Genomic DNA, 12,672 nt, shown 5'->3' with positions numbered 1-12,672 from the left:
GGTGGAGCCAACCAGCTCGTCGTCCATAACCCCATTCTCTCACGAATCAGACCGAGATGCGAGAGAATGTCAACTTATCCACAAGCGAATATCGAAACTTATTTCGCCGCGAAAGGACGGCTCGCGTGGTCTCGACAGGCTCGACCAACGGGAGGGTTGCGTCCTCGGGGACGACTCACGGGGGCTTGCTTCGGCAAACTCAGCTCGGCGTCGACGAGCTCGACGAGCGGGATGGGCGCGTCTCTGTGATCGCTAGCGGGGTCGACCCTGGCCTCTGCGTGCGTCGCTTATGGGGCGGGACGAAAGTGTTGTATCCTAAAAGGCCGTAGTGGTGAGCTGCAATGTTCGCCTCTGCGGTTCTGGAAACAGGATTGGTAACTCAACAGCGTGTGACAACAACCGCGTTCTGCGCAGCTCATTTCGAGCCTGCAGTGCGTGAACATGGGGATGATCGGTTTCGACATTGCCTGCGTAACTGTGAGAAGCGGGTCGAGGATGCAGGGTTAACTCGTTAACGATCTCTGCAAAACAATAAGTGCCAATTCAAACCGCACTGTCTCGCGTTCCGCTTTCGCCCTCGCGGCCTAAGTAGAACCACATTGAGACCGTCAGACCGGGAATGCTCTCTACCCGGACCCTGACGTCATTTAGAGAGATTGCTCCTATCCTGAGCCTCGGGGTATAGGGGGACTTAAACGAGGGCTGGGCTCGTCGGATCAGCTGCCAGTGGCAAGTTCCGGAGCCGAGTAGAACGTCTTCACTGGATACACCCGTAGAAGAAACATGACCACAGCAATGGACCGGGGTTCAATTCCCCGCATCTCCACCATTGGGTTGTTGCCACACGCCGTTGATGGCCGACACATAACCACCGACACAAAACGCCACCCCTCGAGGTGGCGTTTTGTGTATCCGGATGCGCTCAGCCGACCAGAAACGGCTGATGCCGGTACCCGTCCATGTCGAGGATGAGTGCCGACGACTCCGGCACCTCCACGAAGGCGCCGGGCAGATCGTTGAGCGGTTCGGAGACCACAACCTTCGCGTTATCACCGAAGGCGGCCAGTCGCTCCTGATCGGGGTACATCAGGCGAATGGCTGGGATGTCCGCCGAGTGGAACAGCGACCGCGTGCGTCCCTGGGACGAATAACGGAAGGCCCACAGGGTGGTGCCGTCCGAGACGGCGACGGTGCCCTGCCAGGGAAACTGGACGCCGTGGTCGTGGCCGACGGTCTCGACCGTGCGGATGGCGCGCCCGATGGCGTTGATCGGGTCATCACGAAGACCGTAGGTCAGCGCGAGATGGAAGAGCACCTCGGAGTCCGTGGTCCCGAGCACGTTCGGGTACAGCGACGGGTCGATCGCCATCGTCAGGTCACGCCTGAGCTCGCGCCACCCCGCGATGGCGCCGTTGTGCATGAACATCCAGTTCTCGTAGCGATACGGATGGCAGTTCGTCTGCTGGATCGGCGGAGCCGTTGCTGCGCGAACGTGGGTGAAGAAGAGCGGGCTTGTGATCGCCCGGGTGAGTTCGCGCAGGTTCGCGTCGTTCCAGGCGGGTTCGATGCTGTGGAAGAGCGCCGGCTCGGCGCCCTGCGGGGCGCCCGTGGGATACCAGCCGAAGCCGAACCCATCGCCGTTGACGGTCTCGGCCCCGAGCGGGGAGTTCAGCGATTGCGCGACGATCGAGTGCTTTGCGTCGAGCACGATCGTCGAGGGACGCAACGGTTCCCCGAGGTACGCCAGCCATCTGCACATCCGTCCATCTCCCATCCGGCACGGCCACGGCGGCGCGCACGCGACCATTGTGCACCTGTCCGACGCGGGCGGCCCGGATCGATCAGAGCCGCATCGACGGCACCCGCCGCGGACCCTTGACCGCCATGGGGAGAGAGGGCACACTCGTCGCAGACGGTTCACACTGTCGTGATCCGACGTCGACGGAAGAGGTCAACGTGGCTACGTTTGGCATCGAAGAGGAGTTCCAATTCCTCGATCCTGACACCCTGATTCCTGTGGATGCGGGCGCCCATGTTTTCGCGCGCCTGTCCGCGATGCCCGAGTGGCGGGACGTCACGCACCGGGAGTTCCTGGCCTCGCAGATCGAGCACGCCTCGGCGGTTTTCCACGAGATGGACGACGCGCACACGGCCCTGACGGGCTTCCGCCGCGCGGTCGCCGAGCAGGCGGCCGAACTCGGTGTGATCGTGGCGAGCACCGGCACCCCGCCCGACACGACGCCGTTCCCGTCGATCACCGACACCGAGCGCTACCAACGCATCGTACGCACGATGGACGCCGTCATTGCCGACCACCAGGTGAGCGGCCTGCACGTGCACGTCGGCATCCCTAGCCGGGAGGCCGGGGTGAACGTCCTGAACGCGGTGCGGCCCTGGTTGCCGCTCTTCACCGCCATCTCCTCGAATTCGCCGCTGTGGAGGGGGCAGGACACCGGGCATGACAGCTGGCGCACGGTGCTGCTGCGCCGGTGGACCACATCCGGTTGCCCGCCGGCGTTCCTCGACGCCGCCGACTACGACCGACGGATCGCGCGGCTGCTGGGCATCGGCGGCACCGTCGACCTGGGTGTGATCATGTGGGATGTGCGCCTCTCGGAGCACCTGCCAACGATCGAGTTCCGGGTGGCCGATGCGCAGCTCGACGCGCATGCCACGCTGTTCATCACCGCCCTGTGCCGCGCGTTCGTGGCGCACTCGCTCGGGGCGCCGGACGCGCAGGCTGCCGCCGCGAGCGCGTCCGCCGAAATGCCGTCCGAACTCCTCTCCGCTGCCCTGCTGCACTCGGCACATCACGGGATGGGCCGTCAGGTCTTCGATCCGCTGCGCGGCGGGCTGGCGCCGGCTCACGGCTGCCTCCGCCGGTTTGTGCGGATGCTCGAGCCCGAGCTTGTAGAGCTGGGCGACTTCGAGTTGGCGCGAGAGGCGGTGGTGCGACTGAAGGTTCACGGCACCGGTGCGGCCCAGCAACGTGCCGCTTTCCGGCGCGGCGGGCGGCCGGAGTTGCGCCGGCTGCTCACCGACTCGATGTCCCCGCCGTGGGAGGACGAATGGGAGACGATGACAGCGGGCTCGGTCCTCGGCTGACCCCGGGGCCGCCCGTTCGGCCAGCGAACCGAGAGATGTGCGGGTGAGTGGATCGCTGGTGACGACGTCGAGATCTTGATGCGCTCACGCGGAGGAGGCGCTGACTGGCCACAGCCGCAACCCGGCCGAGGTGCCGATCGCCTCGCGCTGGCCGCCGGAGTGCACGATCTCGGTGCCGTACACAGTGAGCTGGCTGGCGTGCGCGCGCAGAGCATCCGTCACCACGGTGAGGTGCTGGGGCAGGTCGAACCACTCGCCGCCGTCCGCGGGAGCCTCGAGCACCTCGGCGAAGGCGGTGCCGGTGGCCGCACTCGCGGCCCGGGCGGCATAGTGGGCACGTACGTGGTCAGGATGCCCGTAGCCGCCGCCGTCGTCGTAGCTGACCACGAGGGAAGGGCGCAGGCGCACGATCAGGGCCGCGACATCGTCGGTGACCTCCGCCAGCGGGGCCACCGAGAGGGCGTCGGCGGCGGCGTCGTCCGCCGGTCCCGCCTGGCCGGGGCGAATCCAGACCATGCCGGAGTCGCGGTAGCGGCGGCGCGCGAGGCCATCGACCCTGGCGGGTGGCTCACCCAGCCAGAAACGTTCGGTGATGCCCAGGATGCCGGTGGCCCGTTCCAGCTCCTGGTCCCGTTCCCGCGCCAGCTCCTCGGTGCCGGCCAGGGCAGTAAGCGGACCGTCGACGACCTCGCCGCGTTCGCCGCGCGAGCAGGTGAGCAGGAACACCCGACTGCCCAGCGCGACGAACTCGGCGATGAGCGCGCCGGTGGAGATGGTCTCATCGTCGGGGTGGGCATGCACGAACAGCACCGACCGCTGGCCGTCCAGCAGGCTCACGTGCAGACCGGTACCGGCAACAGGGCGCAGTAGACGTCGAGCAGGGACGCGGCGGAGCGGGGCCAGTCGAAGGTCTCGGCGCGCGCGCGGGCCGCCAGCGACAGGCGCCGTGCCAGCGCGGGGTCCGACAACACCTCGGAGAGCGCATCCGCCCAGACCTGCGGATCGCGCGACTCGATGAGCAGCCCGGTGTCGCCGTCGAGCACCGCTTCGCGCAGCCCGCCCGTGCCCTGGGCGACGACCGGAACACCGCTGGCGGCGGCCTCCAGGGCCACCAGGCCGAAGGTCTCGGAGTGTGAGGGAACCAACACCACCCGGGCGCCGCGGAGCAGCGCGGCCAGGTCGACGCGGGAACGCGGCCCGACGAAGCGCACCCCGTTCGCGATGCCGTGCTGGTCGGCGAGCCTGGTGAGTTCGTCGATGTAGCCGTCGTAGTCGGCCGAGGCATCGCCGGCGATCACGAGCTCCGGCCGCAGGTGATCCGGCAGGGCGGCGATGGCCTCGATGGCCAGGTCGAGGCCCTTGAGCGGCTGCAGGCGCCCGGCGACCACCGCGTAGCCCCGGTCGGCGGCGGCCCCGCGGTTCGCTCCGGCTGTGCCGGGCGTGCGGGGATGGAAGAGTGACCCGTCCACGCCGGGCGGGACGACCGCGATGCGCTCCAGCGACCCGCCGAGCCGCCGCACCACGGTGTCGGCCTCTGCGGCGCTCACGGCCACGATCAGGTCGGATTCCCGGGCCAGCCAGGCTTCGCCGGCCATCCGCCCGCCGGACTCAGGCCGCTCGCCCGCCGACAGCGGGGTGGCCTCGTCGGCCGCGATGGAGTGGAAGCTCTGCACGTGCGGCACACCCAGCTCGCGGGCCAGGGGCAGCATCGCCATGCCGGAGAACCAGTGGTGCGAGTGGATGACGTCCCACGGGCCGAGCTCGGCGGCCTGCGCGCGGAATTCGTCGATGAAACCCTCGTGGTCGCCCTTGGGCACCGAGCGGAGCGGTCCGGCGTCGAGGTAGCGCAGCGTGACGCCCGCGCCCAGCCTGCGGGCGGCGGGCATCTCGGGGGAGGACCGCCGGGTGAGGATCTCCACCTGGTGGCCCAGGGCCGCCATAGCCTCGGCCTGGTGCCGCACCACGACATTCATGCCGCCGGCGTCCCCCGAACCGGGTTCGGCACCGGGGGAGGTGTGCAGGGAAACCAGGGCGATACGCAGGGGATCTGTAGCAGGGGACACTACAGAATCTTATGACACCCGAGGATGCGTATGATGAGAACCAGTTGTATGCAATGTCTGCGTGCGGCCGTCCGGTACCAACGGCTCGAGTTGGAGGGTCACGTGCGCGAAGTCCTGCGGCGCGCGATGGTCCCCGCGATGCTCGCCTGGCTGACCACTCTCGACCGCCAGTTCCGCGGCATCCCGTTGCCGGCCGACGCTCCGCAGGCCCATTCGCCGGGAGTCGACAGCGACCGCATCCTCATCGTCGGCGGCGGTCCGGCCATCGGCTGGGGTGTGCTCAGCCACACCATCGCCCTGCCCGGTGCGCTGGCCAGGGCGCTCACGGCCCGCACCGGTCGTGGCGCGGACGTCGACGTGATCGCCCGGTCGAGCATGACGCCGCGCTCCGCACCCGAGCACATCGACTTCGCCAACCTGTGGCGCTATGACGCCGTGGTACTCACCCTCGGCATTGCTGACGCGGGCCGGCTCACCTCCACCAGGGCCTGGCGCAGGGACCTGAGCAGCCTGGTCGAGCAGATCCAGCGCTCGAGTTCCCTCGGCACCGAGGTCTTCCTCGCCGGGATCGTGCCGTTGGCGACGATGCCGGTCTTCAGCGGCCCGTTCGGCGCGCTGGCCGGCGCGCAGGCGCTGGAGCTCAACGCCGCGAGCGTGGACGTGTGTGCGGGCGTCAAGCGGCTGACCTTCGTGAGCCTGCCGGGCACGCCGGTGGGCGCCTCCGGTCGGTTCCGGTCGGCGAGCGACTACGACATCTGGGCAGATGTGCTCGCCGAGCGGATGGCGGGTTCGCTGGAGCCCCAGGGGCGCGCCGACGGGGTGACGGAGCCCGAGGTTCAGGGCCGTACGCCCGAAGAGATCGAGGACGCGCGGCACCGGGCGCTGATGGCGCTGAATCTGCTCGATACCGCGCCAGAGGAGCGTTTCGACCGGATCGTGGCACTGGCGAGCTCGTCGCTGGGCGCCAGTGCGGCCGCTTTCACTGTGCTCGACGGCGAACGGCAGTGGCACAAGTCGATGGTCGGGCTCGCGGTGTCCGAAATTCCCCGCAGCACGTCGTTCTGTACCGTCACCGTGCTCGAACCGGCGGCCCTGGTCGTTCCGGACGCGCTGCTGGATGAGAGGTTTCGCGAGAATCCCCTGGTGGTCTCCGGTCCCAAGCTACGTTTCTACGCCGGCTTCCCGATTGAATCTCCCTCGGGCGAACGTATCGGCGCCCTCTGCGTGTACGACCAGAACCCCCGGCCGAGGGAGGGTGTTGACGTGGTGCTGCTGCGTGAGTTGGCGCTGCTGTTGCAGAACGAGCTATGGCAGTCGGCCGGCGCACTGGACCGCGCCGGCACCCTGGCAGAATAGGCGCGATTCGTCAGAGAACGGGTGACGCGATGGCCTCCAGCACCGTCCCGTGCAGGAGGCCGTTGGTGGCCAGGGCGCTGCCGTGCCAAGGCCCGTCCGCGCCGTCGGCCGAGGTGAACACGCCACCGGCCTCCTGCACGATGGGCACCAGGGCCGCCATATCGTAGGGCTGCAGGTCGAATTCACCGGCGATGTCCAGATGTCCCTCGGCGAGCAGCATGTACGACCACATGTCGCCGTAGGCCCGGGTGCGCCACACCTGCCGAGTGAGTGATACGAGCCCGTCGAGCCGGCCGGCCTGGTCCCACTGCTGGATGCTGCCGTAGCTGAGCGACGCGTCGGCGAGGGTCTGGACGCCGGAGACGCGCAGGCGCGTGGGCGGGGCCTCGGGAAGGCGGGTATCGCTCGACCAGGCGCCGCCGCCGGTCGCGGCCCACCAGCGCTTGCCCAGAGCGGGGGAGCTGACCACGCCCAGCACCGGCACCCCGTCGATCGCGAGGGCGATCAGGGTGCCCCAGATACTGATGCCCCTCAGGAACCCGGCGGTGCCGTCGATGGGATCGATGATCCACTGCCGGGCCGTCGACCCGGCCGTGCCGAACTCCTCACCGAGTATTCCGTCGCCCGGGCGCCGCTTGGCCAGGAGGGCACGGATGGCCCGCTCGACGGCCTGGTCGGCATCCGTCACCGGGGTGCGGTCGGGCTTGGTGGTGACGACAAGGTCGAGGGCCTCGAAGCGGGCCATCGAAATCGCGTCGGCCGCATCGGCCAACTCGAGGGCCAGCGAAAGGTCATCGGCGAGGGTGGGCGGCAGGGTCTCGGTCACGCTCCCAAGAATAGTGACTCCCCGAGAATCGGCACAGCGGCGCGACGCGCCGGGGCGCACCCCTCGATTGGCGTCGAGCGCGAATCTAGTGGTAATGTCTCATGTCGGCGGGGATGCCCCGCCTGAACAAGATGCACAAAAATACGCACCTCTAGCTCAATTGGCAGAGCAGCTGACTCTTAATCAGCGGGTTCCCGGTTCAAGTCCGGGGGGGTGCACCAAAAACCCCCTCTCATCTGGTCTTTACCAATTGGGAGGGGTTTCTTTTTGCCCGCAGTCAGGATTTAGTCAGGATGATTCCTAACTCAAGCTCTTCTCACGTGCGTTAGATACAACACTGGCTACGTCGTCCAAGCGGTCAGGCCACAGGTGCCCGGAGGTGTTCAGCGTCAACGTAGCGTCAGCGTGCCCGGGCATCCGCTGAATCACCTTCACATCGGCCCCAGCGTCGATTCCCCTGGATGCCGCAGTGTGCCGCAGGCTCTGAGAAGTCAGTCCCCGACCATCGAGCCCTGCTGCCTTCACCGCTGAAGTCATGACGCGCCTCCTCCAGTTGGCCACGTCTACGGGCATGCCAAGAGTGGCGGGAGGGTCGGTTCGAAACGTATGGCCCGTCCCTTCAATACACCGAGAGGGACCGCGATGATGACGGCCGCAGCGCGATGCGATCCGCCGCCGGCGTCCGGGCCCAGCTCCGCGCTGCACGATCCATCCCTCGGTGAGAAACGGAAACCTTGAGCCCGCGGCTCAGGCCTCATCGCGCAGCGCGGCCAGTCCTGGACGCCGAGGCCTAGGCGTCAGCGGGCGGCATCCCGTCGCGCCGCTCCGCGGCGAGACGGAGCGTCGGGTGGGGCCGCTAGAGTGCACTTCAGCACGCAAAGCGGACTCCGGCACGCACGGCGGCGGCGGCGCCGGAAGAAACTTGAGAAAATCCTGGCCTAGCTGTCGATCCGGCGGCAGTATGTTCGTCGTAGTTAATGACGGAGCCGGACAGGCCGGCCCGCGACCCAGTGCAGGAGGCACCTCCATGGCCAAGTACGCAATCCTCATCTACGAAGACCCGGCGTTCTACGCGAACGCGTCGCCCGAGGCGTGGGGCGCGGTGGTCGACGCGCACAACACGTTCACCAAGCAGGTCTTCGAGCTCGGTGGGTCCCTCGCGGGCGGGGAGGCGCTCGCGCCCACGACGACGGCCACCACGATCAAGGGTGCCGGCACGGTGACGGACGGCCCGTTCGTCGAGACCAAGGAGGCCTTCGGCGGCTTCTACGTCGTCGAGGCGCGCGACCTCGACCACGCCGTCGAGATCGCCAAGCTGTGCCCGGCCCCCGGCGGTGGCGTCGAGGTTCGCCCGGTTGTGGACGCGACGACGAACCCGTTCTGATCGCTCCCAGCGACGAGCCGACCGCGTCCGCCATGCAGGCGGATGCGGTCGCTGCCGCGCTGGCGCAGGCCCACCGCTCCGAGTGGGCCTCCGTGCTATCCGCCACGGTGCGCGTCGCGGGCGACCTGGACGTCGCGGAGGAGTGCGCGCAGGAGGCGTACGTCAGCGCGCTGAAGGCCTGGACCCGGGACGGCGTCCCGGAGCGGCCCGGCGCGTGGCTGACCACGGCGGCGCGGAACCACGCGCTGGACCGGTTGCGTCGCGAGGTCACCCTCCGGCGCAAGCTCCCGCTGCTCGTGGAGCCGGCGACCGTCGATCCGCACGACCCGGCCGACCTGGACTGGCCCGACGCCGCGGTGCCGGACGACCGGCTCCGGCTGGTGTTCACCTGCTGCCACCCCACCCTCGCCCCCGAGGCCCGCGTCGCCCTCACCCTGCGCCTGGTCTGCGGCGTTCCCACGCCCGACGTCGCCCGGGCCTTCCTGGTGTCCGAGCCGACGATGGCGGCACGGATCACCCGGGCCAAGAAGAAGATCTCCGAAGCGCGGATCCCCTACCGGGTTCCGGGCCGGTCGGAGCTGCCCGAGCGCCTGGACAGCGTGCTCACCGCCGTTCACCTGCTCTTCAGCACCGGCCACACGGCCGGCGAGGGGGACGCGCTCGTCCGTGAGGAGCTCTGCGACCGGGCCCTGCACCTCGCGCGCACCCTCGCCGCGCTGCTCCCCGAGCAGGCCGAGACCCGCGGCCTGCTGGGCCTGCTGCTCCTCACCGACGCGCGCCGGGCCACCCGGACCGACGAGCACGGCCGGCTGCTCCTGCTCGCCGACCAGGACCGGACGCGCTGGGACCAGCGCGCGATTCTGGAGGGGCTCACGATGACGGCCGGGGCGCTGGCGTCCGGCCCACCGGGGCGGTTCACCCTGCAGGCGGCGATCGCCGGCGTGCACGCGATGGCGCCGTCCCTGGAGCAGACCGACTGGCCGCGCGTCGTGCACCTCTACGACCGGCTGCTGGCGGTGTGGAACACCCCGGTGGTCGCGCTCAACCGGGCCGCCGCCGTGGCGTTCGCCGACGGTCCGGCCGCCGCCCTGCCGCTCCTCGACGAGCTGGCGACCGATCCCCGGCTCGCCGACTACCCCTACCTTCCCGCCACCCGCGCCGACCTGCTGCGCCGCCTCGGCGACGCCGCCGGCGCGGCTCAGTCGTACCGGCGCGCGATGGAGCTCACGGCGAACGCCGCGGAGCGCGCCTTTCTGGAGCAGCGCCTGGCCGAGGTGAGCCGTGCCGCCGGCGCCGAGCCCGCGCCCGGCTGAGGACGGCGGGCTCGGCCGTCACCGATCCGAGGCTTCGCCCGCACTATGACCGGCTGGTGGATCAACGCATTCTGGAACGCATCGCCCGGCAGGACGGGCCTCTGCAGTCGCTTACGCGCGAGGAGCTGGAGCTGGAGCGTGAGCCCTTCACGCGCGATCCGCAGCCCAAGCCGGTGCGGGCCCGGGTGCGGTTCGGAGAGACGGCCGTGACCGTGTAGGCGCCGTGCCCGGTCGCCAGTGTGCGGCCGGGCTTTTCTGTACCCCGAATGACCACTTAGGCTGTGAGCGGGCTGTGTCTGGCCGCGGTGCCGGAACATGCCGGTACGCCGACACGTTGTGCCCAGCGAACGTCCACGAAAAGAGGAGACACACGATGAGCACAACCACTGAGAAGGCGACACTGGCCGGCGGCTGTTTCTGGGGCGTCGAGGAGCTCGTGCGCAAGCGCGAGGGGGTTCTCTCCACCCGGGTGGGCTACACCGGTGGCGACCTCCCGAACGCGACCTATCGCAACCACGGCGACCACGCCGAGGCGATCGAGATCACCTTCGACCCCGAGCGCACCAGCTTCCGTGAGCTGCTGGAGTTCTTCTTCCAGATCCACGACCCGTCGACGAAGGACCGGCAGGGCAACGACCGTGGTCGCAGCTACCGCTCGGCGATCTTCTACGCGGATGCTGAGCAGGAGCGCGTCGCACGTGACACGATCGCGGATGTCGACGCATCCGGTATCTGGCCCGGCCCCGTCGTGACCGAGGTGGAGCCGGTCGGCGACTTCTGGCTGGCCGAGCCCGAGCACCAGGACTACCTGCAGAACTACCCCAACGGCTACACCTGCCACTTCGTGCGGCCGGGTTGGGTGCTGCCGCGCCGTGAGCAGGCCGCCAGCTAACCCCTCCCCGGCCCCGGTCGTGCTCGCGCTGCCGTTCGCGGGCCGGTGGCTGGCGGGCAACAGCCCGGCCCGCCGGGTGCCGAGCCACGGCACCGACCTGCTCGGCGAGCGTTACGCGATCGACTTCACCGGGGTGGATGATCGCGGGCGCACGGCGGCCCACCGAGACTGGGGCACCTTTTTCGGCACCGAACCACCGGAGCGGTTCTTCGCCTTCGGCCGGCCGGTCCTGGCACCCGCCGCGGGCGTCGTCGTCGACGTGCACGATGGCGAGGTCGACCACGTGGCCCGACGATCGCAGCTGGCGCTCGTGCCCTACGCCTTGGGCCAGGCATCGCGGCTCCGTCAGGGAGTCGGCGCCATCGCGGGCAACTACGTCGTCATCGCGCTCGCCGAAGGCGTCGGGTACGTGGCCATCGTGCACCTGAGGGCGGGCTCCGTTCGCGTCCGTGCGGGCGAAGCCGTGGACACTGGGCAACCGCTCGCCGAATGCGGCAACTCCGGCAACTCGACCCAGCCGCATGTGCACGTGCAGGTGATGGACAGCCCGGACCTGTCCATCGCCCGAGGTGTGCCATTGGCTTTCCGGCGCTACCGGGAGTGGCCGGCCGGCGTGAAGCATCCCGAGCGTCGGGAGGTCGGCATCCCGGGCGAGGGCGCTATCGTCGAACTCATCGTCGAACCCATGTTGTAACGGGAGACCACGATTGCAGCCGCAGCGTTGTGTACGGTCGAAGTGACCCTCACACCATCGTCGGGAGACCCATGACCACGCTTCTTCGGCTTGGACCGCTCGGACACGAGACACCGGCGATTGAGGTGGATGGCGTCGTCTACGACCTCCGCTCGCTGACGGCAGACATCGACGGCGCCTTCCTGGCGGCCGATGGCATCGGTCGGGCGCGTGAGGCGGCTCGCACCTCGCTGCCGGTCCTGCCCCGTGCCGCCGAGCTGCGCGTCGGGGCACCGATCGCCCGGCCCATGGCTGTGCTCTGCATCGGACAGAACTACCCGGCCCACGCCGCCGAGTCCGGGAACGCGGCGCCCATAACACCGATCCTGTTCTTCAAGCATCCGAACACCGTCGTCGGAGGCTTCGACGACCTGGTGCTGCCCAGGGGATCCGCGAAGGTCGACTGGGAGGTCGAGCTGGGCGTGGTCATCGGCAAGAGGGCGAGCTACCTCGATTCAGTGGAGGACGCCCTCGAATACGTCGCAGGCTTCACGGTCAGTCACGACGTCTCGGAGCGCACCTGGCAGAACGACGTCTCCGGCGGGCAGTGGTCGAAGGGCAAGATCGCCGCCGGGTTCAACCCGTTGGGACTCCAGCACCGCTGACATGATTTTCTCCGTGGCCTACCTGGTCTGGCACCTGTCGCAGTTCACGGTCCTGGAGCCCGGTGACCTGCTGAACACGGGCACCCCGGAAGGCGTCGCCATGTCGGGCCGTTTCCCCTACCTGGCCGCCGGAGACACCATTGAGCTGGGCATCGACGGATTGGGTGCCCAAGCGCAGCGTGTGGTGCCCTGGGAACCCACCGACTGAGTCCCTTCGCTTCGCGGCCGGATCGCTCCACTGTGTAGTGCATGTCGTCCTGGCCGCGATCGACGGCATCTTCAGTATCGTGCACAGGGAGGTGACGGTGGGAGTGGTGAACATCCTGGTTGCCCTGCTCGTGATCGGCATCCTCTCCTCCGGCCGTGCGAACGCGTTCTTCCGCTACTGAGCCCTC

General features: G+C 68.9%; 13 protein-coding genes, 1 tRNA gene, 1 other RNA gene and 1 pseudogene. 11 read left to right on the top strand and 5 right to left on the bottom strand.

Annotated features, from left to right (window positions below; translation table 11 throughout):
- Positions 1 to 443: 443 nt before the first annotated feature.
- Positions 444 to 829, top strand: a transfer-messenger RNA (tmRNA) gene (ssrA, locus tag E3O42_RS11855).
- 93 nt (positions 830 to 922) lie between these two features.
- On the opposite strand, the gene E3O42_RS11850 is transcribed toward ssrA, so the two are convergent.
- On the bottom strand, positions 923 to 1,759 hold the full coding sequence (locus tag E3O42_RS11850; RefSeq protein ID WP_134454117.1) for a class II glutamine amidotransferase: 837 nt from the start codon (positions 1,757 to 1,759) through the stop codon (positions 923 to 925).
- Positions 1,760 to 1,956: 197 nt separating this feature from the next.
- Between E3O42_RS11850 and E3O42_RS11845 the strand changes: the two genes are divergently transcribed.
- Complete coding sequence (locus tag E3O42_RS11845; RefSeq protein ID WP_166787983.1) at positions 1,957 to 3,105, top strand: carboxylate-amine ligase; 1,149 nt, start codon at positions 1,957 to 1,959, stop codon at positions 3,103 to 3,105.
- 84 nt (positions 3,106 to 3,189) lie between these two features.
- Here E3O42_RS11845 and E3O42_RS11840 read toward each other — a convergent pair whose 3' ends face one another.
- Positions 3,190 to 3,942 carry a PIG-L deacetylase family protein gene (locus E3O42_RS11840; protein ID WP_166787982.1) on the bottom strand — a complete coding sequence of 251 codons (753 nt, stop codon included), beginning with the start codon at positions 3,940 to 3,942 and terminating at the stop codon, positions 3,190 to 3,192.
- The gene (locus E3O42_RS11835) at positions 3,939 to 5,168 is read right to left on the bottom strand and encodes a glycosyltransferase (RefSeq protein WP_134454114.1); all 1,230 of its coding nucleotides are present in this window, start codon (positions 5,166 to 5,168) and stop codon (positions 3,939 to 3,941) included. The genes E3O42_RS11840 and E3O42_RS11835 overlap by 4 nt, the downstream gene beginning before the upstream one ends.
- Positions 5,169 to 5,270: 102 nt before the next feature.
- Here E3O42_RS11835 and E3O42_RS11830 point away from each other — a divergent pair, with 102 nt between their 5' ends.
- Entirely contained in the window at positions 5,271 to 6,524 is a 1,254-nt protein-coding gene (locus E3O42_RS11830; protein WP_166787981.1) for a GAF domain-containing protein, read from the top strand.
- Positions 6,525 to 6,534: 10 nt separating this feature from the next.
- On the opposite strand, the gene E3O42_RS11825 is transcribed toward E3O42_RS11830, so the two are convergent.
- Positions 6,535 to 7,350 (bottom strand): inositol monophosphatase family protein, encoded by an 816-nt coding sequence (locus E3O42_RS11825; protein ID WP_241984794.1) that lies wholly within the window; start codon positions 7,348 to 7,350, stop codon positions 6,535 to 6,537.
- Positions 7,351 to 7,495: 145 nt separating this feature from the next.
- On the opposite strand from E3O42_RS11825, the gene E3O42_RS11820 reads away from it, so the two are divergent.
- Positions 7,496 to 7,571: transfer RNA gene (locus tag E3O42_RS11820), tRNA-Lys, on the top strand.
- A 79-nt stretch (positions 7,572 to 7,650) separates the two neighbouring features.
- Here the strand turns inward: E3O42_RS11820 and E3O42_RS11815 are convergent.
- The gene (locus E3O42_RS11815) at positions 7,651 to 7,887 is read right to left on the bottom strand and encodes a tyrosine-type recombinase/integrase (protein ID WP_241984793.1); all 237 of its coding nucleotides are present in this window, start codon (positions 7,885 to 7,887) and stop codon (positions 7,651 to 7,653) included.
- 490 nt (positions 7,888 to 8,377) lie between these two features.
- Between E3O42_RS11815 and E3O42_RS11805 the strand changes: the two genes are divergently transcribed.
- The 7 genes and pseudogenes from E3O42_RS11805 (at position 8,378) to E3O42_RS18040 (ending at position 12,666) form a co-directional block, all read left to right on the top strand.
- Positions 8,378 to 8,734 carry a YciI family protein gene (locus tag E3O42_RS11805; protein WP_134454110.1) on the top strand — a complete coding sequence of 119 codons (357 nt, stop codon included), beginning with the start codon at positions 8,378 to 8,380 and terminating at the stop codon, positions 8,732 to 8,734.
- A 32-nt stretch (positions 8,735 to 8,766) separates the two neighbouring features.
- Positions 8,767 to 10,047: an RNA polymerase sigma factor gene (locus E3O42_RS11800; RefSeq protein WP_198414127.1), complete on the top strand. Its 1,281-nt coding sequence runs from the start codon at positions 8,767 to 8,769 to the stop codon at positions 10,045 to 10,047.
- Between the two features lie 56 nt (positions 10,048 to 10,103).
- Positions 10,104 to 10,265 (top strand): hypothetical protein, encoded by a 162-nt coding sequence (locus tag E3O42_RS18045; RefSeq protein WP_166787980.1) that lies wholly within the window; start codon positions 10,104 to 10,106, stop codon positions 10,263 to 10,265.
- 155 nt (positions 10,266 to 10,420) lie between these two features.
- A complete protein-coding gene (msrA, locus tag E3O42_RS11795; RefSeq protein ID WP_134454109.1) occupies positions 10,421 to 10,939 on the top strand; it encodes a peptide-methionine (S)-S-oxide reductase MsrA in 519 nt (172 codons plus the stop codon).
- Positions 10,920 to 11,633 (top strand): M23 family metallopeptidase, encoded by a 714-nt coding sequence (locus E3O42_RS11790; RefSeq protein WP_134454108.1) that lies wholly within the window; start codon positions 10,920 to 10,922, stop codon positions 11,631 to 11,633. Before msrA ends, E3O42_RS11790 begins: the two co-directional genes overlap by 20 nt.
- Positions 11,634 to 11,704: 71 nt before the next feature.
- A pseudogene (locus tag E3O42_RS11785) lies at positions 11,705 to 12,485 on the top strand (fumarylacetoacetate hydrolase family protein).
- 37 nt (positions 12,486 to 12,522) lie between these two features.
- Complete coding sequence (locus E3O42_RS18040; RefSeq protein ID WP_166787979.1) at positions 12,523 to 12,666, top strand: hypothetical protein; 144 nt, start codon at positions 12,523 to 12,525, stop codon at positions 12,664 to 12,666.
- Positions 12,667 to 12,672: the final 6 nt, after the last annotated feature.

The sequence above is a fragment of the Cryobacterium adonitolivorans genome (assembly GCF_004402695.1).
Classification (GTDB): domain Bacteria; phylum Actinomycetota; class Actinomycetes; order Actinomycetales; family Microbacteriaceae; genus Cryobacterium; species Cryobacterium adonitolivorans.
The sequence above is the reverse complement of the archived record's forward strand: the minus strand, read 5'-3'. Positions and strand labels throughout refer to the sequence as shown.